Annotated in this window: 20 protein-coding genes; all 20 read left to right on the top strand. The window is 56.1% G+C overall.

From position 1 onward, the window contains the following. Positions 1-39 precede the first annotated feature (39 nt). The 20 genes from NTX17_10075 (at position 40) to NTX17_09980 (ending at position 19,456) form a co-directional block, all read left to right on the top strand. Positions 40-849, top strand: a complete 810-nt coding sequence (locus tag NTX17_10075; GenBank protein MCX5801721.1) for an energy transducer TonB — start codon at positions 40-42, stop codon at positions 847-849. Continuing rightward, the gene (locus NTX17_10070; protein MCX5801720.1) at positions 846-2,969 is read left to right on the top strand and encodes a GWxTD domain-containing protein; all 2,124 of its coding nucleotides are present in this window, start codon (positions 846-848) and stop codon (positions 2,967-2,969) included. The genes NTX17_10075 and NTX17_10070 overlap by 4 nt, the downstream gene beginning before the upstream one ends. Positions 2,970-3,078: 109 nt before the next feature. Further along, entirely contained in the window at positions 3,079-3,543 is a 465-nt protein-coding gene (locus NTX17_10065; GenBank protein MCX5801719.1) for a PTS sugar transporter subunit IIA, read from the top strand. 83 nt (positions 3,544-3,626) lie between these two features. Next, positions 3,627-3,986 (top strand): NADH-quinone oxidoreductase subunit A, encoded by a 360-nt coding sequence (locus tag NTX17_10060; protein MCX5801718.1) that lies wholly within the window; start codon positions 3,627-3,629, stop codon positions 3,984-3,986. Beyond that, a complete protein-coding gene (locus NTX17_10055; protein MCX5801717.1) occupies positions 3,974-4,462 on the top strand; it encodes an NADH-quinone oxidoreductase subunit B in 489 nt (162 codons plus the stop codon). The genes NTX17_10060 and NTX17_10055 overlap by 13 nt, the downstream gene beginning before the upstream one ends. A 91-nt stretch (positions 4,463-4,553) precedes the next feature. Beyond that, entirely contained in the window at positions 4,554-5,072 is a 519-nt protein-coding gene (locus tag NTX17_10050; protein ID MCX5801716.1) for an NADH-quinone oxidoreductase subunit C, read from the top strand. After that, positions 5,073-6,176 carry an NADH-quinone oxidoreductase subunit D gene (locus NTX17_10045; protein ID MCX5801715.1) on the top strand — a complete coding sequence of 368 codons (1,104 nt, stop codon included), beginning with the start codon at positions 5,073-5,075 and terminating at the stop codon, positions 6,174-6,176. A gap of 113 nt (positions 6,177-6,289) precedes the next feature. Further along, entirely contained in the window at positions 6,290-7,303 is a 1,014-nt protein-coding gene (gene nuoH, locus NTX17_10040; protein ID MCX5801714.1) for an NADH-quinone oxidoreductase subunit NuoH, read from the top strand. Between the two features lie 15 nt (positions 7,304-7,318). Continuing rightward, positions 7,319-7,795 (top strand): NADH-quinone oxidoreductase subunit I, encoded by a 477-nt coding sequence (locus NTX17_10035; GenBank protein ID MCX5801713.1) that lies wholly within the window; start codon positions 7,319-7,321, stop codon positions 7,793-7,795. Between the two features lie 2 nt (positions 7,796-7,797). Then, entirely contained in the window at positions 7,798-8,313 is a 516-nt protein-coding gene (locus NTX17_10030) for an NADH-quinone oxidoreductase subunit J (protein MCX5801712.1), read from the top strand. Then, entirely contained in the window at positions 8,310-8,618 is a 309-nt protein-coding gene (nuoK, locus tag NTX17_10025; protein MCX5801711.1) for an NADH-quinone oxidoreductase subunit NuoK, read from the top strand. The genes NTX17_10030 and nuoK overlap by 4 nt, the downstream gene beginning before the upstream one ends. Before the next feature lie 19 nt (positions 8,619-8,637). After that, positions 8,638-9,624 (top strand): tetratricopeptide repeat protein, encoded by a 987-nt coding sequence (locus NTX17_10020; GenBank protein ID MCX5801710.1) that lies wholly within the window; start codon positions 8,638-8,640, stop codon positions 9,622-9,624. A 21-nt stretch (positions 9,625-9,645) separates the two neighbouring features. After that, positions 9,646-11,559, top strand: coding sequence for an NADH-quinone oxidoreductase subunit L (nuoL, locus tag NTX17_10015; GenBank protein MCX5801709.1), 1,914 nt, complete (start codon positions 9,646-9,648; stop codon positions 11,557-11,559). A gap of 75 nt (positions 11,560-11,634) precedes the next feature. After that, complete coding sequence (locus NTX17_10010; GenBank protein MCX5801708.1) at positions 11,635-13,104, top strand: NADH-quinone oxidoreductase subunit M; 1,470 nt, start codon at positions 11,635-11,637, stop codon at positions 13,102-13,104. Between the two features lie 110 nt (positions 13,105-13,214). Continuing rightward, positions 13,215-14,672, top strand: a complete 1,458-nt coding sequence (locus tag NTX17_10005) for an NADH-quinone oxidoreductase subunit N (protein MCX5801707.1) — start codon at positions 13,215-13,217, stop codon at positions 14,670-14,672. Between the two features lie 69 nt (positions 14,673-14,741). After that, positions 14,742-15,173, top strand: a complete 432-nt coding sequence (locus tag NTX17_10000; GenBank protein MCX5801706.1) for a VanZ family protein — start codon at positions 14,742-14,744, stop codon at positions 15,171-15,173. Beyond that, on the top strand, positions 15,134-16,417 hold the full coding sequence (gene hisS / locus NTX17_09995) for a histidine--tRNA ligase (GenBank protein ID MCX5801705.1): 1,284 nt from the start codon (positions 15,134-15,136) through the stop codon (positions 16,415-16,417). Before NTX17_10000 ends, hisS begins: the two co-directional genes overlap by 40 nt. After that, positions 16,414-18,177, top strand: coding sequence for an aspartate--tRNA ligase (gene aspS, locus NTX17_09990; protein MCX5801704.1), 1,764 nt, complete (start codon positions 16,414-16,416; stop codon positions 18,175-18,177). Before hisS ends, aspS begins: the two co-directional genes overlap by 4 nt. 193 nt (positions 18,178-18,370) lie before the next feature. After that, on the top strand, positions 18,371-18,637 hold the full coding sequence (locus NTX17_09985; protein MCX5801703.1) for a hypothetical protein: 267 nt from the start codon (positions 18,371-18,373) through the stop codon (positions 18,635-18,637). A gap of 123 nt (positions 18,638-18,760) precedes the next feature. Further along, positions 18,761-19,456, top strand: coding sequence for a LysM peptidoglycan-binding domain-containing protein (locus tag NTX17_09980; GenBank protein ID MCX5801702.1), 696 nt, complete (start codon positions 18,761-18,763; stop codon positions 19,454-19,456). Positions 19,457-19,566 lie beyond the last annotated feature (110 nt).

Genomic DNA, 19,566 nt, shown 5'->3' with positions numbered 1-19,566 from the left:
GGCAGGGCGTTTTTGTGACGCTACACGGGGGTTTTCCACTTGAAGTCCGCTGCACGTTTGAGGCCGGGCGTGGTGTGCGTCGCCGGTCTGTCCCCCGCCCTCTTGACGAAAGCGATGCCCGACGATGGCCATCTGGGCGCTCTCGCCGTGCGGCGTCTCATCCCGAGATTCACGATGATAGGATTGGCCATATCCATAGTGGTTCATGTTGTCGCGATCAGCGCTTACTACGTCGCTGATTATCTCGCGAACCTGGCGGAACCGTTGCCCACTCGCGTGGTGTATCTCGATCCGTCGAACCTGGGACCGCCCCCGATGTTGAGCGGAGATGAAGCCACTCCCGGATCATTTGGCGGTGGTGAGTACAAGTCCGAAGGCAAGGGAAAACCTGACCTTCCTCCCGAGGGGGAACCCGATGCCGATCTGGAGATCACCCAAAACATCGTGCCCACGCCGGCGCTGACACCCGATTTGGGCCGTGGCGCAGGGGGAAGCGGCGGAATGGGTTTTGGCGGTGGTGGTGGGACGGGTCGGGGAGGAGGCAGCGGCAAGGGTGGTACAGCCACGCCGGGTAAGTACAGTCCTCCCACGCCCATAGTAATGACGTGGCCCAGTTACCCGCCTGCCGCGCAGAGAAGGGGGATAAGGGGCACGGTCACTGTGAGAGTTCACGTTTGTGCCGACGGTACCGTGGACAGAGCCGAAATAGTCTCGGGACTGGAAGATCAGGCCTGCCGCGCCGCCGCAACCGAGGCAGTGATGAAGTTCAGGTTTATGCCCGCACTTCTTGACGACAAGCCCGTGGATGCGTGGTTCGCCTGTCTTGTGGAGTTTGGTAAGAAGAGATGAGAAACGAATCAGCTCCCGGCAGCGACGCCCGCCTCGGCACGCGCCGGATTCCGCGTCTTGCGAATCTTACCCCGGGGCGCCTCCTTCGTCTGCTCGTTTCCCTTTCCCTGCTGGCTCCGGTTTGCCTATCGATCTCCGGTTGTGCATCAACCGCGCCGGGCCACGACTACATGGCACGCTACCAAAGAGCGTCGAGGTTCTATCAAGAGAAGAAGTACGAGTCGGCGCTCACGGAACTAAAGCCCGTGCTGATTCATTTTCCGGTGTGGATCGAAGGATCGCTCCTGTACGCGAGGGCCGCACGGGCAACGGAGACCATCGAAGGCCGCAGGCAGGCTTCGCAGATACTGGTGAAACTTGTCTCGAACTATCCGGAGCGACGAGACATCAGGCATGAACTCGCTTCCCTCTATTTCGAGCAGGGGTTCTTCAGTCACTCCAAATCTCAATACGAAACCCTGATCAAGTCAGACGACGAAGATGGTCAATCTCATTACATGCTGGGCCTCATCGTACAAAGGGACTGGAAGAGGTACCGCAACCAAAGAGATCTCTCTCGCATGATCGCCGAGTTCACGAGTTCAGCGCAGACGGACACCACCAACAAAGAGGCGCTCTCTCATCTCGTTCTTGCATATCTGGAGAGAGAAAGACCCGACAGTATGCAGTTTGTTCTGGAGCGGCTGCTCAGGGGTTTTCCGACTGATCCGGACGCAATCATGCTCAGCGCCATCGCACACCACGAAAAGGGTGAATACGAGAGATCGATCGAAGATTGGAAGAAGTTCTTTTCGGTTTGTGATAGTCCGACCAAAGAGACTTTCGATGATATCAGTCTGCTCATAACTCCCAAGCAGAGAATCAAGCTTAAGCACTTCACTCGAACGCAGAAAGAGCAGTTCGTTCGCACTTTCTGGAAGGGGTTGGACCCGACCCCGACCACCGAACTGAACGAACGAGTTCTCGAGCACTGGCGACGCGTGGGACTCAGCAAGGCCCTGTTCACGATAGAGAAAACAGGTACTCCGGGCTGGCAGACCGGGCCCGGCGAGGCGCTCATAAGGTACGGCTTTCCGAAGAGCAGAGAATACACCTTCACGTCGAGTGGAACGGGAGCGGGCGCGTCTCTGCCGACATTGATATGGTATTACTTTGATGACAACGGTCCGTTTGCGGTGGCCTTCGTGGATTACGCTCTGAGCGGCGAGTTCCAGTATTTTGAGTTTCCCGCCGTGCCTGTTCCTTCCGCCATTGACGCGAGGGCCTATTATAGCCCCAGCTACTACGACCACAACTACCACGCGCACGTCTTTCAGAATCTCTTTGCCAGCGCCGGCTTCCTCGGAGACTCGTGTGTCCGGGAAGAGCTTTACGTCGGAATTCCGCTCGAGAATGTCACAAAAGGAAACTGGAGACTGGTGTCGTTTGACGCGGTAGTCTTCGATAGCCTGTGGAAGGAACTTGCCCGCGTCGGCACGACTCTGGAGGGTGCGCGCACGTACGCGGAGCGCGGTGCGGCGGCGGTGCTCATCCGCGAGCTTGACTTCAAGCTTGCACCGGGCGAATACACCGTGGCCGTCGCAGTGAAGGACTCCGTGTCCGGAACGCTCGGGCTCACAAAAGAGAAGGTCGTCGTGCCGTCTTTCTCGTCACACGATCTCGGCGTCAGCGACATAGAGCTGGCCTACCTGCTTCCAGAGAGGCGCGTCGAGACCGGTATCGGCAAGGACAAGGACGTGCTCCCCAATCCCTCCGGAACTTACGTCTCGCCGGCGCCGCTCAGGCTCTACTACGAAGTGTATAATCTTGCCCAGGGGCGGGATGGGCGATACCGCTTCACCACGAAATACTCCATACTACCATCCAGCAGAAGGAACGCCTCACTGTGGGGGTTTCTTGTTTCCCTATTCGGATCCGGAGAGCACTACATTGTGAGTAGCTTCGACAGAGAGGTGGAGCGATCTTCGAGCGCGGAGCGGCTGTCAATAGACATCTCCGCACTGAGAGACGGCAGCTACAATCTTGTCCTCGAAGTGGAAGATTCGGTCAGCAGGCAACGCGTCACGACTGAACGCGCGTTCGACAAGGTCTCTATCCCCGGCGCCCCATTTTCCGATTGACATAGCTTGCAGGAATAGTATATTTCTTGAGCCTCGACCATAAAGGTCCTTTTTTTTGACAGGTCTCTTTGTGAACGTCTCTTTCGTAGCGCGGAACTTGTTGTAGCAAATGAAATTATCGGAACTCCTCAACGAGAAAGCCATCTCTACTTCGCTCAAGTCCACCACCAAGGACGAGGTGATAGAGGAATTGGTGAGCCTTCTCGAGAAGGCCCACGGACTGAAGAGCGGAGGAGAGATTCTCAAGCAGGTTACGGAGCGGGAGGCCATGATGTCGACCGGCATCGGCTTCGGGGTGGCCATCCCACACGGCAAGGCGAAATCGATAGATTCATTGGTGGCTTCGTGCGGTCTCTCGCCCAAGGGCATAGAGTTCCAGTCCGTGGATGGGGAGGCCGTGAGGCTGTTCATACTTCTCGTGTCTCCGGAGGCGCTCAGGGGGCCTCACGTCCGGGCGCTTGCCAACATTTCGCGCCTGCTGAAAGAAGAGAGTGTCCGAGAGCACTTGAAAAAGTGCGCCGGTGCGCAAGAGTTCCTCGAGGTTCTCAAGCAGGCCGAGGCCAAGTACCTTTGAAAACCGGCTGAGGGGCCGTTGTCGCTTCAGGTCGCTTCGGGGCGACTTCGGGTTCAAGGGCCGGTTTGGATAATTTACAAACTATGCTTCTTGATTACGCATACGTCGCCGGTTTTGCGGCAGCCGGATTTGCTTTTCTGCTTCTTGCTATTTTCGTAGGTTCCCTCATCCAGCCGAAAGATCCCTCCGGAAGGAAACTCACCACGTACGAGTGTGGCGAGATTCCCGTCGGCCAATCCTGGTCGCAGTTCAATATTCGCTTCTACGTGTTTGCCCTCTGCTTTGTAATTTTTGACATTGAGACGATTTTTCTCGTGCCCTGGGCGCTCGTGTTCAAGAGCATCGGCCCCGTGGCCTTCGTGGACATGGCGGTTTTTGTGGGCGTGCTCTTGATTGGGCTTGCCTACGCGTGGAGAAAGGGAGCCTTGAAGTGGGCATTATAGAGAATCGCTTCGGGCCTAACATAATCATCACGACTCTCGATAAGGCCATAAACTGGGGAAGAAAATGCTCGCTCTGGCCCTTCGGATTCGGCCTGGCTTGCTGCGCCATCGAAATGATGGCCACGGCAGCTTCCAGGTACGATCTTGCACGTTTCGGAATGGAGGTTTTTCGAGCCTCGCCGAGACAAGCGGACCTCATGATAATATCTGGAACCGTCACCAAGAAAATGGCGCCACGACTCAGACTTCTCTATGAGCAGATGCCTGAGAAGAAATACGTGGTTGCGATGGGCGGTTGCGCGATCGCCGGCGGGCCGTTCTACGACTCTTACTCGGTCGTCAAGCGCGTGGACCTGCTCTTACCTGTCGACGTTTATATTCCCGGCTGTCCTCCCCGGCCCGAAGCTCTGCTGCACGGGTTACTGAAGTTGAGGGAGAAGATTGACAGGGAGACTCTGGCCAGGAAGACGAGCTGATTAGTGCCACGAGTTGAGTAGCGAATTGTGTGCCGGGACCCAGGCGATCTGCCGACCCGGAGAGAAGAGCGGAAATAGTCGGAGGGAACAGGTGGGAGATTCCGAAAGCGAAAACGCAGGGCAGAAGGAAGACTCCGTTCGGCCCAGCCCCGTTGTCGACCTGCTGTTGAAGAAATTTCCAGATTCGATTTCCGTTGTCGAAGAGCGGACGAACTGGCCTTCGGTTCGGGTCAAGCTCGAGGCATTCGAAAACGTGGCCAGATTTCTCAGGAAAGAGCCCGGCCTGGGTTTCGACTATCTCACCTGCATATCCGGAGTCGACTATCCGGAACGTGCTCCTAGATTCGACCTCGTCTATCATCTTGTTTCACTCGAACACAAGCACGTCCTGGTGCTCAAGGTCGGGGTCGGCGAGAAGGACGCGGCTCCCTCCGTAGCGGCCGTCTGGAAGAGCGCCAACTGGCACGAAAGGGAAGCGTTCGATCTTCTGGGAATCCAGTTCAGCGGGCATCCTGACCTGCGAAGAATACTCCTTCCCGACCAGTGGAAAGGGCACCCCTTCAGGAAAGACTACGTGCTTGCAGAAGAAGACAAATTTCCGGGAGACTAGATGGCGGAGCTTGAGACAGAGCGTCTTTTCATCAACATGGGTCCACAGCACCCAAGCACTCACGGAGTGCTGAGGCTCGGCCTTACCATCGAGGGAGAGAGAGTAGTCGAAGTTCTCCCGGACGTGGGTTTTCTCCACAGAGGCATAGAGAAGCTTGCCGAGAAGAGGACCTACGTTCAGTTCATTCCATTGACGGACAGGCTTGACTACCTCGCGGGAATGTCGAACAACCTTGCCTTCGTTCTGGCCGTGGAATCTCTGCTCGAAGTCGAGATCCCCCGAAGAGCGAGCTACATAAGGGTGATCGTAGCGGAGCTGAGCAGGCTGGCAAGCCACCTCGTGTGGCTCGGTTCTTTTGCAAACGACCTGGGGGCGGCCACTCCCTTGCTCTATTGCTTCAGAGAGAGGGAAGACATACTCGACGCTTTCGAGGTGCTTTGCGGGGCAAGGATGACCTTCAATTACGTGCGCTTCGGGGGAGTGGCGAGGGACGCCACTCCTGAGTTCGTGGGGAAATGCAGGGCACTCCTCGGCACGTTCGACAAGAGGGTGGACGAATACGAGGAGCTTCTCACGAACAACATCATATTCGTGAACAGAACGAAGGGCGTAGGCGTCCTCAGTCGCGAAGACGCGATCTCCTACGCGGCGAGCGGGCCCATGTTGAGAGGCTCCGCCATCAAGTGGGACCTGCGAAAGGACGCGCCGTACCTCGTTTATCCCGAGATGGACTTCGTCATTCCCACCGGTACGGTGGGAGACGTCTGGGACAGATACACCGTCAGAATCACGGAAATGCGCCAGGCCGCACGGATCATAAGGCAGGCGCTGGACGGGCTTCCCGAAGGCGATTCCAGGGCCAAGCTGCCGAGAGTGCTCAAGCCGGCGAAGGGCGAGGCCTATTCGAGAATAGAAGGCCCCAAGGGAGAGCTCGGCTTCTATGTGATAAGCGACGGCACCACGAATCCTTATCGCGTGAAAATAAGAGCTCCTTCGTTCATCAACCTTGCGGCCATTTCCGCGATGACTGAGGGCGCTCTGATCGCCGATATTGTTGCCATTCTGGGCAGCATTGACATCGTGCTTGGAGAGGTTGACCGATAGGATTGTGAACGTGCGGACGTGCTTGTCCGCAGCCTGCTCGCGTGGTTGTGCAGTCGCACACCGGCGAACCCCGGGAAACGGAAACATAATAGGAACGGAAACACTGGTAGAAAATGAACGTTGAACTCCTGAAATTCGTCTGGATTTTCCTGCCGCAGCTTCTCCCTCGGCCAATCTATGAGCTCGGCGTGATGGCCGTGGCCTTTCTGGGCGTCATGGTCTTCATGGTCTTGATGGTTCTCTTCATGGTCTGGTTTGAGAGAAAGGTCATCGGGCACATTCAGGTGAGGAGGGGGCCGCTCCATACCGGCCGGCACGGCTGGGCACAGTCGATTGCCGATACGATCAAGCTTTTCCTAAAAGAGGACATCATCCCTCGCGGCGTGGACAGACCCGTTTACATCCTGGCCCCGCTTGTCGTTTTCGTGAGCACCGTCGTTGTGTACGTGGTGATTCCTTTCTCGGACAAGCTCGTTGCCAGAGACATCAACATGGGCATTCTGTTCGTGTTCGCGATAGGGTCGGTGGCGACCATCGGCATTTTCATGGCGGGCTGGGGCTCGAACAACAAGTACTCGCTTCTCGGCGCGATGAGGGCGGCCGCCCAAATCGTGAGTTACGAAGTGCCGCTTCTTCTTTCCGTGCTCGGCGTCCTTATGCTGGCTCAGACCCTGAGCCTTCATGGGATAGTCGAGGCTCAGAAGCACGTCTGGTACGTGTTTCTCCAGCCTCTGGGTTTCGCAATCTACGTCATAGCCGGCATCGGTGAGGTCAATCGGCTTCCGTTCGACATACCGGAGGCGGAGTCCGAGCTGGTCGCCGGTTTCCACACGGAATACAGTGGTCTGAGGTTCGCGTTTTTCTTCCTGTCGGAGTACGCAAACATGTTCGTCATTTCCGCCATGGCGACCGTACTGTTTCTTGGCGGCTGGCACGGGCCAATACTTCCGGGGTTCTTCTGGTTCGTGGGAAAAGCGTTTTTCTTCATGTTCTTTATGGTTTGGCTGCGAGGCACGTTCCCCAGGCTGAGAGTGGATCAAATGATGTCCTTCTGTTGGAAGGTGCTCTTGCCCCTTGCGTTCTTGAATCTTCTGGTGACCGGACTTGTGATGGCGGTTCTGAATTAGGACGAAGAAGAGGTTATGGCAGACGCTGCGAAAACAGGTAGAACAAAGAGTGGTCCGGGTCCCGTGGCTCTTGTTCTTTATGGACTACGCACCCTCGTAGACGGATTGAAGGTGACGCTGCGATACCTGTTCTCGCGCCCGATTACCATAAGATATCCCTACGAAAGGCGGGAGCTGCCGGCCGGTTACAGGGGGCTTCACGTTCTCAAGGTTGACCCCGGCACCCACGAGATGAAGTGCATCGGTTGCATGCTGTGTGCGAGAGCGTGCCCCGATCACCTGATAAACATAGAGACCTCCCCCGGCGAAGAAAAGAAGCGAAAGGTGGACGTCTTTGACGTCGATATTTCCAGGTGCATGTTCTGCAATCTCTGTGCCGAAGCCTGTCCTCATGACGCCATCGGACTTTCCTCCAAGTATGAGCTTGCTACCGAGACGAGGGACGGCTTGATCTATCACAAAGAGGATCTTGTTGAGAGACCGGAGGTCTGAATTTGAGCTGGGCTGAACTCTTCAGCGCTCCGTTGGCCTTCAAGCTGCTTGGCCTTGCTGCGGTTGTCTTCGCGATCATGGCAGTCACGCTGAAGAACATCTTTCACTGCGCGCTTTCGCTGGCCGTGATGTTCTTCGCGCTCTCCGGCGTCTTCGTTCTTCTCGAGGCGGATTTCCTGGCCGTTGTGCAGATACTGATTTACGTCGGGGCAATCGTAATACTGATGATATTCGCAATCGTTCTGACGGAGAGGATCACTTCCGATGCAATAAGGCAAACCAACCACCTTTTGATTCCCGGCCTCATACTCTGTGCGGCACTACTCGGCGCCTTTGTCTACATAATCGGCGGCGCCGGTTGGTCCGTAGAGGTGCCGCCTGTTCAGAAAGGGAGCGTAATGATCATCGGAAGGCAACTTCTGTCAACCTACTTGGAGGCCTTTGAGGTAGCGTCAGTGCTTCTTCTCGCGGCCCTGGTGGGCGCCGTTTTCTTGGGAAAGGAAATCACAAAGAAGTGACACCGATATCGCACTATCTCATTCTTGGAGCGATTCTTTTCGTCGTCGGCATGTTCGGCGTGCTCACGAGACGCAACGCCATCGGTATTCTCATTTCCATAGAAATAATGCTCGGCGCCGTAAACCTGAACCTCGTAGCGTTCTCCCGTTTTGTGGAAACGTCGACCCTCAACGGACAGGTTTTTGCGGTGTTCGTAATGACCGTTGCCGCAGGCGAAGCGGCCGTTGGATTGGCGCTGATTCTGGCGCTTTACAGGAGTGTGCGAGCGGTTTTTGCCGACAGATTCAACATCCTGAAGTGGTAGGAATTGGCGGGGAGACGCAATGATTTGTCCGAAGTGTCAGACCACCAATCCTGACAATCACAGGTATTGCTTTGAGTGCGGGACGAGACTCGGTGAAAGGCAGAGGCGTACGCGTGCGAAGGGTAGCGTGCGGGACCTCATGACAAGGGGCATCGCGTTGTTCAATGAAGGGAGCTTTCTGAGCGCTCTCGAGGAGTTCAAGACCGGTGCGGCCCTGGATCCCGTCCACGAACTCTCGCACCTCTACATTGCGGCCTGCAACCTTGCGCTTGGAGAGATCGGCCCTGCAAGGGAGGCCGCGAAGAAAGCCATGGAGCTTAATCCTAGACTTCAGGGAGCGAGTTTTCTGATGGGGTTTCTCGAAGCGCTTCAGGAAGAACGACTCAAGGCCTGTGACCACCTGTCACAATGCTACGAGCTCAACCCCGAGTTTGCGCTCTCTCTACAGTGGGCCGGTTCCCTGCTCATCGAAGAAAGAAAATTCTCGAGGGCAAAGCCCATCGTGGAGAGACTGCTCGACAAGAAGCCGGACTCGGCGGCGGCTCGTTACATGTCCGGCGTGCTGGCGCTCGAGGAAGGCGATTTTTCCTCCGCGGTCTCCATGCTGGAGAAGGCAATCGGACTACTCGGTGACTTCACCGCGGCTCACAGGAAGCTCGCCGAAGCATACCGTAAGCTTGGGAACAAAGAGAGGGCCGCCCGGCACTACGGGAAGGTCATCGAGCTTGACAAGACCGACACGGACTCCACCTTTCAGCTCGGCGTCATGCTCAGCGATCTGCACGACGTGGACGCTGCAATCGGAATGTTCAAGCGCGCTCTCGGCTTGAACGCGGCATTCGCCGAGGCGCACTATCAGATTGGGTTGTTGCTCTACGTGGAGAAGGGCGCGATCGACGAGGCCATCGCGGAGATGAAGAAGGCGCTGGAGCTCGATCCGACCGATCCTTCGGCGAGGTTGATTCTGGGGGAGCTCCTTTATGACAAGACGCATTTCAACACTTGAGACATATCTGGAGGAACTCAGTTGATTGTTGCAGCATTCCTGATACCTCTTCTTCCGCTGCTTGCTTTTGCGGTCACGATTTTCTTTGGTAAGAGGCTGCCCGGCAAAGGGTCCTTCCCCGCCATAGGCGCCGCCGCTGCCTCAACCTGCCTCTCGTTTGCCTTCCTGTTCTACGTGCTTTCAGGCGGCAGGGTGGACGTCAGCTACCCGTGGTTCCAGGCCGGGAAATACGTGTTCTCCATAGGGGCCGCCGTGGACCCGCTCGGTGCCCTCATGCTCGTCGTGGTGTCGGTGGTGGGTCTGCTGGTGGAGATATACTCCGTCGGCTACATGCATGGAGACCCGAGATTTTCCAGGTATTTCGCATACATCTCGCTTTTCATCTTCTCCATGTACGGCCTCGTCCTCTCCAACAGTTTCTTCCTGCTCTACATGTTCTGGGAACTCGTCGGCATTTGTTCTTATCTCTTGATCGGGTTCTGGTTCGAGAAGAAGAGTGCCTCTGACGCCGGCAAGAAGGCCTTCATAACAAACAGGGTCGGGGACTTCGGCTTTCTCGTCGGCATTCTCTTGCTCGCCACCGCGGCCGGCACGTTCCAGTTCTCAGAGATTTTCTCGATGGCCCAGGGCGGCCAGTTCGCTCCAAGATTTCTGACCATTGCCACCGTCTGTCTGTTCGCGGGCGCGGTGGGGAAGAGTGCGCAATTTCCGCTCCACGTGTGGCTACCCGATGCCATGGAAGGTCCGACCCCGATAAGCGCCCTGATCCATGCGGCCACGATGGTGGCCGCCGGTGTTTACATGGTCGCCCGCTGCTTCCCGCTTTTCTCGTCCAGCGCCGAGGCCTCCTTGACGGTGGCCACGATAGGAGGAATCACAGCGATTTTCGCGGCCACCATCGCGTGCACGCAGTTCGACATAAAGAGGGTGCTTGCCTACTCGACGCTCAGCCAGCTTGGCTACATGATGCTTGGACTCGGATGCGGTGGATACGTTGCAGGAATGTTTCATCTGATGACGCACGCCTTCTTCAAGGCGCTTCTGTTTCTGTGTGCCGGGAGCGTCATCCACGCCACCCAGAAACAGGACATACGAGAGATGGGCGGTCTGAGGAATTACATGAAGATTACGTCGACCACTTTCTTGATCGCATGCCTGGCCATCGCGGGTGTCCCGCCGTTCAGCGGGTTCTGGAGCAAGGACGAAATACTCGTTGCCGTGCATCGATCCGGCAATCCCGGTCTTTATCTCGTCGCAGTCGCGGGTGCACTGCTCACTGCTTTCTACATGTTCAGGCTTTACTTTGTGGTCTTCCTTGGACAGGAAAAGGTCAAGGCGCACGAGTCTCCTTCTGTGATGGCGATTCCTCTGGCGGTTCTGGGTGTGCTTTCCGTGTGCGCAGGCTGGGTGGGCTTGCCGTGGTTCAAGCAGGGAATAGGGAGCTTTCTGTCGGGCGGCGAGGTGCACGGTCACCACGGTCCCGACTACGGGGTGATGGGGACTTCTCTCCTGGTTGCGGGTACGGGAATACTTCTCTCCTACGGCACGTACGTCAAGGGCTGGATTTCGAGAGACGCGTTCTCCAAGAGATTCGCCCCGATTTACAGGCTTCTCTACAACAAGTACTACGTGGACGAAATCTATCTTGCGTTGATAGTGAGGCCGCTCGTCCTGCTGACAAGAGGTTTGTTCGCGTTCGATCTCGGAGTCATAGACGGTGCGGTCAACGGGGTCGCCACGGTCACCGTGGTCTGGAGCAGGATAAAGCGATGGTTTGACGTTTACGTAGTCGACGGCGCCGTCAACGGAGTTGCTTTTGTGACACAATTCGCCGGTTCCATCGCGAGGCGGGCACAAACCGGCTACTTGCAGCAGTATGCTCTGATGATAATAGTGGGGCTCGCAACGATTCTGATAGTGAAGTTCTTGTCTTGACGAGGAAGTTCCTGCTTCGACAGCGGACTTCTGCTGAGATCGTGAGATTCTTGCACTGAGACGGAGGAAAACTGAATGGAGCTTCCGATTCTAACACTTGTCACCTTTGTGCCGATGCTCGGAATGATCGTCGTCCTCTTGATGAGTAACAACAGCGAGAAGGGCATAAAGACCGTCTCCACCGTTTTCAGCGGGATCTCGCTCATCTTCTCCGTGCTCTTGCTTGTGAAGTTCGACAGGAGCATGGCCGGCTTCCAATTCATCGAGAAGGCTCCCTGGATCCCCCCCATCAACGTCTCGTACTACCTGGGTGTCGACGGTCTCAGCATTACCATGGTCTTCCTGACCGCCCTGCTTTCTTTCGTGGCCGTGATCGCGAGCTACGGAATAATGGATCGCGTGAAGCAGTACTTCGCGCTGTTCCTCTTGCTTCAGACTGCAATGACGGGAGTCTTTGTCTCCCTCGACTTCTTTCTCTTTTACGTCTTCTGGGAAGCGATGCTCGTCCCCATGTATTTCTTGATAGGAATCTGGGGCGGGCCGAACAGAGAATACGCCGCCATCAAGTTTTTCCTGTACACGCTCCTGGGAAGCGTCGCGATGCTTCTGGCAATACTGGCGATGTATTTCACGAGCATGCCGCACACTTTCGACATCGTGCAGCTATCCGCGGCGCACCCATTTGCCCCCAGATTCCAGATGATAGTATTTCTCGCCCTCTTTCTCGGATTTGCGATCAAGGTCCCGGTGTTTCCGTTTCACACCTGGCTTCCCGACGCACACGTCGAAGCACCCACTGCGATAAGCGTGATTCTTGCCGGCGTTCTGCTGAAGATGGGAGCGTACGGAATCTTGAGGATAAGCTATCCGATTCTACCGGACGCGGCCCGGAGTTTCGCGGTTCCGCTCGCCATCCTTGCCGTAATAAACATCATCTACGGCGCCCTCGTCGCCATGGCGCAAAAAGACTTGAAGAAACTTGTGGCGTATTCGAGCGTGAGTCACATGGGCTACGTGCTGCTCGGGATCGCTTCCATGACCACCACGGGGATGAACGGTGCCGTGATGCAGATGTTCGCACACGGCATCATCACGGGGTCTCTCTTTCTTCTCGTGGGCGTCATATATGACCGCGCCCACACCAGGGACATAGATGCTTTCGGCGGCCTGGCGATTCAACTCCCCATATTTACGGGCATCATGAGTCTAGCCGTGTTCGCCTCTCTGGGCCTGCCGGGCCTTGCTGGTTTCATAGCGGAGTTCATGGTGTTTGTGGGAGCGTTCGCGATTTTCAAGCCGATAGTGATCATCTCGGCAGTCGGCATCGTAATAACGGCGGGATATTTCCTCTGGATGCTCCAGCGCATGTTCCTGGGCAAGGCTCAGGAAAAACACGCCGGTTTCCCGGACCTGAGTGCGAGGGAGCTTGTCTCGCTCGTTCCGCTTCAGATTCTTACTGTGGCCATCGGCGTCTACCCGTGGCCCATTATCGCTCTTATGAACTCCTCCATGGAGGCTCTCTCACATCTGATGAGAGGAATCTGAGCCCGGCTGGGAGGATCAGAGGAATCCGATCCTGGTTTGGCGAGACCTGAGTTTGGAGTGTAGAACCTGAGCCTGGATAAGGCATTTGAACAAAGAGGGAGGAAGCTAGTTTGAGCTTTGTCAACGTGAACTTCAGGCTCATTGCACCGGAGCTCGTCGTCGTAATCGCCGCTCTCGTAGTGCTCGTCGCGGACCTTCTCATTTCAGAAGAAAGGAAGAAGGTCCTCTGGTGGCTCACGCTCTGCGGGATCGCGGTCGCGCTGATTGTGGCAGAAAGGGGATGGTTTCTCAAAGCCACGACCCTGAACGGCGCGTTTGTCTCGGATCCCTTCACGACGACAGTCAAATTCGTCTTTCTAATCGCAGCGTTTCTTGTCGTCCTGACGACTCTCGACTGTCGCCTGGTGAGAAGACTGAGCCTCGGGGAGTATTACTCTCTCTTGCTCTTCGCCACTTTCGGCTTCATGGTGCTTGCCTCGGCGGGCGACCTGATCATGATCTTCGTGGGGCTCGAGATGGCAAGCATCCCTTGTTACATACTTGCCGGCTACGCTTACCGAGACGCGAAGTCAAACGAAAGCGGCATCAAGTATTTTCTTCTGGGCGCTTTCTCCTCGGCGATTCTCCTTTACGGAATGTCATTCCTGTACGGAGTCTGTGGCTCGACGCTTCTAGAGGACATCGGTCTCGCTTTTACGAAGAGCACGCAGAGGCTTCTGATCATGGGCGGGTTCGGCGTTTTTCTCGCGGGCCTCACCTTCAAGATGACCATCGTCCCGTTCCACATGTGGGTGCCCGACACGTATGAGGGCAGTCCGACCCCGGTGGCGGCGTTCTTCTCCGTGGTGTCGAAGACCGCGGGGTTCGTGGTCTTGATCCGTGTGCTCGCGTATTTCAGAGGAGGCTTCGCTTCTCTCGACATCGACTGGACGTACGTTCTTTCGGTTCTCTCCGTCCTCACGATGATCGTGGGCACCGTCGTGGGAGTCGTGCAAACCAACGTGAAGAGGCTTCTCGCCTATTCCAGCATCGCCCACGCAGGATATCTTCTGATCGGCGTTTGCGTCGGCACCAAGGCCGGTACGGAGAGCATCGTCATCTACCTGTTCGCCTACCTCTTCATGAGCATCGGAGCATTCTCTGTCGTCACGGTCGTATCGCGTGCGTCGGGAGGGGAAGAGCTTTCGAACTTCGTGGGACTCAACAGGAAATCGCCGGCGCTCGCTGCGGCGATGGCAGTTTTTCTTCTTTCGCTCGCGGGGATTCCGCCTCTGGCGGGATTCTTGGGGAAGTTCTTTATCTTTGCCGCCGCGATCGAAGAAAAGTTCTACACGCTCGCCGTCGTTGGCGTGCTCACCAGCGTGGTGAGCCTTTTCTACTACTGCAAGATTCTCAAGGTGATGTACTTCGCGAAGGACCAGGAGCCGGAATACGCGCCCGTAGCGATTAGCCCCGGTATGAGGGTCGGGCTCATTCTGATGTCGTTCTTCACCTTCTTACTTGGTCTCTATCCCGTTCCACTTATTGAAATCGCCCGCAATTCTGTTAGACTGTGGCTTGGTGGTTAAGCCGAGAGCCCACCGATTCTATGATCCCTGGCTTTCTTTTTCCATCCTTTCTAGGTGGGAGAGTACCGCGTGAGAGAACTTGAAGGCTCCGACGTCAGATTTCTTTCCATCTTCTTGAGGTTCTGGCTGCCGGTCTTGGGCTACATAGCCCTGATATTCGGCGTCTCCTCAATCTCTGACCTGCCGGGCCCCACGCATATCCGCTACCTGGACAAATTCGCCCATTTTGCCGAATACGGGCTTCTGGGTTTTCTTGTCGGCAGAACCTTTCGCCACTCGGGCCCCGGATTCTTGAGGAGATTTTGGTTCGGCTTCGCCATAATCGCCGCAGTGACAGTAGGATTTTGTGATGAATGGTATCAGAGCACGGTTCCGGGGAGGTCGAGAAGCGTTTTTGACTTTCTTGCGGACGTTGCAGGCGCCACGTTCGGTCAATTCGCCCTGTTCGGTGTGGAGAGCAAGTGGAGAAGGAAGAAGAACGAAGAAAATTCCAGTCGATAAGGGGCACGAGGGACATCCTTCCTCCCGAAAGCGCAAAGTGGCTGTGGCTGGAGGAGAAATTCCGAGGCGTACTCTCTCGCTTCGGGTACTCGGAGATAAGAACACCCATCTTTGAGCACACGGAGCTCTTTCACAAGGGCACCGGTGACAGCACCGACATCGTTCTCAAGGAGATGTACACATTCGTGGACAGGGGAGGCAGGAGCCTGACCCTGAGACCGGAAGGCACGCCTTCGGTGGCGAGAGCAGTGATAGAGCACGGGTTGCTTCAGCGTTCGAAGGTGCTCAAGCTCTACTATTTTGGTCCCATGTTTCGCTACGGAAGGCCGCAGGCCGGCAGGCTTAGGCAATTCGACCAGGTAGGCGCCGAGCTGGTGGGGGACGTGAGTGTAGAAGGGGACGCCGAGAGCATCCTCTTGCACGTGATGCTACTTAGAGAGCTCGGCCTCCAGGCCTTCACCGTGAAGGTCAACTCCGTGGGCTGCACCAAGTGCAGACCTTATTACTCCCGGCTGATACAGGAGCGACTCAAAGACAGTCTTGACGGCCTGTGTGACGATTGTAAAGTGCGCTTCGACAGAAATCCGCTCAGAATTCTTGACTGCAAGGTGGACGACTGCAAGAAAACGGTCGAGAAGGTCCCATCCATACTCGAATGTTTGTGCGAAGAGTGTTCGCATCACTTCAACGCGCTGAAGGAAAGGCTGGCGGCGGTGGGCTTGGATTTTCAAGTGGATCCCGGACTCGTGCGCGGCCTCGACTACTACACAAAGACCGCCTTCGAAATCCACCACCACATGCTCGGCGCGCAGAGCGCGCTTGGGGGCGGGGGCAGATACGACGGTTTGATCGAGCTCTACGGAGGATCTCCGACGCCTGCCGTGGGCTTTGCAGCGGGCCTGGACAGGATTATGCTCGCCGTCGAGAAAGAGAATCTCGACGTCCCCGTGCCTGCCGGAACGGACGTGTACGTGGTCTCGGTCTCTGAAAAGACGCGAGAAAAATGCTTCGCGGTCGCCGCCACGTTGAGAGGAACTCTCCGCGTGGAGCTGGACCTGGCTCAGAGAAGTCTTCAGTCACAAATGAAAACAGCAAACTCTCTGGGCGCCCGTTTCAGTGTAATAATAGGCGAGGACGAACTGTGCAGCGGAGTATTCACGGTCAAGAGCATGATGAGTGGCGAACAGACGAAAGTGGCCGAGGCGGAACTTGAAGGCTACTTGGGAAAAGGGCTCGAACAATGATGGAGCTTCTTGGCGATTGGAAAAGAACGGTCACGTGCGGCGAACTCAGAGCCACGCACGCGGGTCGCACAGAGACTCTCATGGGATGGGTGAAGAGCGTGAGAGATCTTGGTGGCGTGATCTTTGTCGGCCTGCGGGACAGGTACGGCGTGACCCAAGTCGTGTTTAGACCCGAGTTGCTTTCGCCCGAACAGATGGAGAAGACGAAGCGAATCGGGCTGGAATACGTCATTGCCGTGAAGGGGGCAGTGCAGGAAAGACCTCAAAGCGCACGGAACCCGGAGATGCCGACGGGTGAGATCGAAATACTCCCTGCGGAGTTGAAGATTCTCAACGAAGCGACGCCTCCCCCGTTTCTCCCGTCGGATGAGGCGTTGGCGAGCGAGGAATTGCGACTCAAGTATCGCTACATGGACCTTAGAAGAGAGTCGCTTCAAGCAGTATTCGCGTTGAGGCACGGCGTGTGCCAGAGCGTGCGAAAGTGCCTCAGTAAGGAAGGCTTTCTCGAGATAGAGACCCCCATACTTGTTCGGCCTACGCCCGAAGGCGCGAGGGATTTTCTTGTTCCCAGCAGGGTGCACAGGGGCAAGTTCTTCGCACTGCCTCAATCGCCGCAGCTCTACAAGCAGCTTCTCATGGTTTCGGGCTTTGACAGGTACTTTCAGCTCGCAAAGTGCCTGAGGGACGAGGACCTGAGAGCAGACAGGCAACCGGAGCACACCCAGATAGACGTGGAGATGAGTTTTGGCAGCGAGGAAGACATCTTCGGCACAATGGAGCGGATGTTCGCAGACACGTTCGAAGAAAACCTGGGAATCAAGCTCGAGACTCCTTTTCCGAGATTTTCCTACGAAGAGGCGATGCGAAGGTTCGGCACCGACAAGCCGGACTTGCGAATTCCCTTTGACATGATCGAATTGACCGGCGTGGCAGCTTCGTGCGGCCTTTCTCTTGTTGCCGACGCCGTGAGTGCGGGAGGCCGCGTTGCGGGTCTCGTCGTTCCATTTCAGTTGTCGAGAAAAGAGATCTCCGATCTCGAATCACTCATCGGCCAGACGGGTGTGAAGCCGCTCCTCTGGGCAAGAGTGGCGAACGGGGCACTCGAAGGAGGCTTCAGCAAGTCGATCAGCGAAGAGTTCGCTGGGAAGTTGCTCGAAGGAGCGCCGGTCGCCGGCACCGCCTTCGTCGCGGCGGCAACGGGGCGGCACGCTTTCGAGGCCATGGGCGCGGTGAGGACCGTCTTGGGAAACAGGACGGATTCTGCAATGTCTAATTTCAGGTTTGCATGGGTGCTGGATTTCCCACTTTTCACCTGGAACGAAGAAGGAAAGCATTGGGAGGCGACGCACCACATTTTCAGTATGCCGTACGATGAATGCATTGATTCCCTCGAGACCGACCCGGGCAAGGTAAGAGGCCACATCTATGACCTGGTGTGCAACGGCGTGGAGCTTGGTTCGGGCAGCACAAGAATCCATTCTCCTGAGCTTCAGCTCAGGGTCATGAAGATCGTAGGACTGACTCCCGATGAGGCCGGAAAGAGGTTCGGCTTCCTCCTCGACGCCATGAAATTCGGTGCGCCTCCGCACGGAGGCATCGCCCTGGGTGTCGACAGAATAGTCATGTTAATGGCTGGAAGACATACGATTAGAGACACCATCGCATTCCCTAAGACCACGAGCGCGAGCTCCCTCATGGACGCGTCTCCCTGCGAAGTCGAGGGGAAAGACATCGCCGATCTGGGCATCAAACTGGTATAGAATATGCGAGTTGAGACTCCGGGGGCGAAGCAAGTCCGATTCCGGCGTCTCTGCTGAATTTGCTTGACAGCTCTTGGCTGGATATGTAACATGGCGCCACGTGTGGAAGCGTGGCGTGGCATGGCTAACTTCTTGCCATGGCATAAGTTGTGTCAAACAATTTTATTTTCACGCAGGAAAGGAGGTGCATTGAATGTCTACTAGGCTAGTCAAGTCGTTATTGTTTATTGGAGCCATCTTGTTTGTGGTGGGTTTTATGGCGGGTTGTGCCGCCAATCTTCCTTGCACCGTCAGTGAAGATCAAGTAGAACAAGCGAGAGCCAAGGCCGGTGCGGTTGATCAGCAGCTGCAGCAGGGCAGCCAGAGGGTGGCTGACCTTGAGGCTCAGGTTCAGAGCAAACAGGCGACTATCGAAGAGCTACAGGCTAGGAAGGCCGAGCTTGAGAAGGCGGCGCAGTAGGGGTGGTCGTGTTGACGGCCTGGGCGACCAGGAGACGATCCTGGCGCTCGGACGCAAAGGTAAACAGTGGAATCGTTAGGTAATAGTAATGTGATTGACTGTAAAAGAATAGAGGAGAAAGCTATGAGGAGCAGAAAAGCATACTTTGTGCTCATAGCTGTGGCCCTTCTGGCCTTGTGCCTTCTAGCGGGTTGCTCGAACAAAGTGCTTCGCACTCCTGACGTTTCGAGGGGCGATTACTACACCGCTGAGGAGTTCACGAAGCTCTCCAAAGAGCAGAGGAACTCTTACTGTGACCAGCTTGCGAGCGAGCTGGACAAACAGGCCAAGAACGCAGAAGCCGCAGATCAGAAGGTCGCAGATGGCAACAAGAGAGCCGCAGATCTCGAGAGCGAAGTGGCAACCCTTGACGCACGGATTGCCGAGCTTCAGAGCGAGATAGACAAACTTGAGCCCAAGCCCGGAGCTAAGTCGGCTGAGCCCGAGACTTACACTGTGGTCAAAGGCGATTGCCTGTACAAGATCTCTGGCTACGAGACGATCTATAACAACTCCCTGAAGTGGCCCGTGCTGTACAGAGCCAACAGGGACCAGATAAAAGATCCTAGCTTGATCTACCCTGACTGGGTGCTGGTTGTACCGCGAGGTCTTCCTTCGGAGTGGGTGGTGTACACGGGAGAGTTCCTGTTCAAGATAGCGGGCTACGAGGAAGTCTACGGGAGCGGCCGCGAGTGGCCAAAGATTTATGAGGCCAACAAGGATCAGATTAAGGATCCGGACCTCGTCTATCCGAAACAGGTCTTGAAGATCCCGAGATAGGGCCAGCCTTAAGGCTAACTCCAATCGGGATAACGTATTACAAATACTTACAAAGGGGAACTCTTGCCCTCCTAGAGGCCAAGAGTTCCCCTTTTTCTCGGGGCAGCGTG

The sequence above is a fragment of the Candidatus Eisenbacteria bacterium genome (assembly GCA_026388185.1).
Taxonomy (GTDB): domain Bacteria; phylum Eisenbacteria; class RBG-16-71-46; order JAFGJU01; family JAFGJU01; genus JAPLKG01.
The sequence above is the reverse complement of the archived record's forward strand: the minus strand, read 5'-3'. Positions and strand labels throughout refer to the sequence as shown.

Coding starts and splice junctions, on each gene's coding strand:
- NTX17_10010 (MCX5801708.1), top strand. CDS start 11,635: ATGGAGCTTCCGATTCTAACACTTGTCACCTTTGTGCCGATGCTCGGA.
- NTX17_10070 (MCX5801720.1), top strand. CDS start 846: ATGAGAAACGAATCAGCTCCCGGCAGCGACGCCCGCCTCGGCACGCGC.
- NTX17_10045 (MCX5801715.1), top strand. CDS start 5,073: ATGGCGGAGCTTGAGACAGAGCGTCTTTTCATCAACATGGGTCCACAG.
- NTX17_09985 (MCX5801703.1), top strand. CDS start 18,371: ATGTCTACTAGGCTAGTCAAGTCGTTATTGTTTATTGGAGCCATCTTG.
- NTX17_10035 (MCX5801713.1), top strand. CDS start 7,319: ATGGCAGACGCTGCGAAAACAGGTAGAACAAAGAGTGGTCCGGGTCCC.
- NTX17_10060 (MCX5801718.1), top strand. CDS start 3,627: ATGCTTCTTGATTACGCATACGTCGCCGGTTTTGCGGCAGCCGGATTT.
- NTX17_09980 (MCX5801702.1), top strand. CDS start 18,761: ATGAGGAGCAGAAAAGCATACTTTGTGCTCATAGCTGTGGCCCTTCTG.
- NTX17_10020 (MCX5801710.1), top strand. CDS start 8,638: ATGATTTGTCCGAAGTGTCAGACCACCAATCCTGACAATCACAGGTAT.
- NTX17_10065 (MCX5801719.1), top strand. CDS start 3,079: ATGAAATTATCGGAACTCCTCAACGAGAAAGCCATCTCTACTTCGCTC.
- nuoH (MCX5801714.1), top strand. CDS start 6,290: ATGAACGTTGAACTCCTGAAATTCGTCTGGATTTTCCTGCCGCAGCTT.
- aspS (MCX5801704.1), top strand. CDS start 16,414: ATGATGGAGCTTCTTGGCGATTGGAAAAGAACGGTCACGTGCGGCGAA.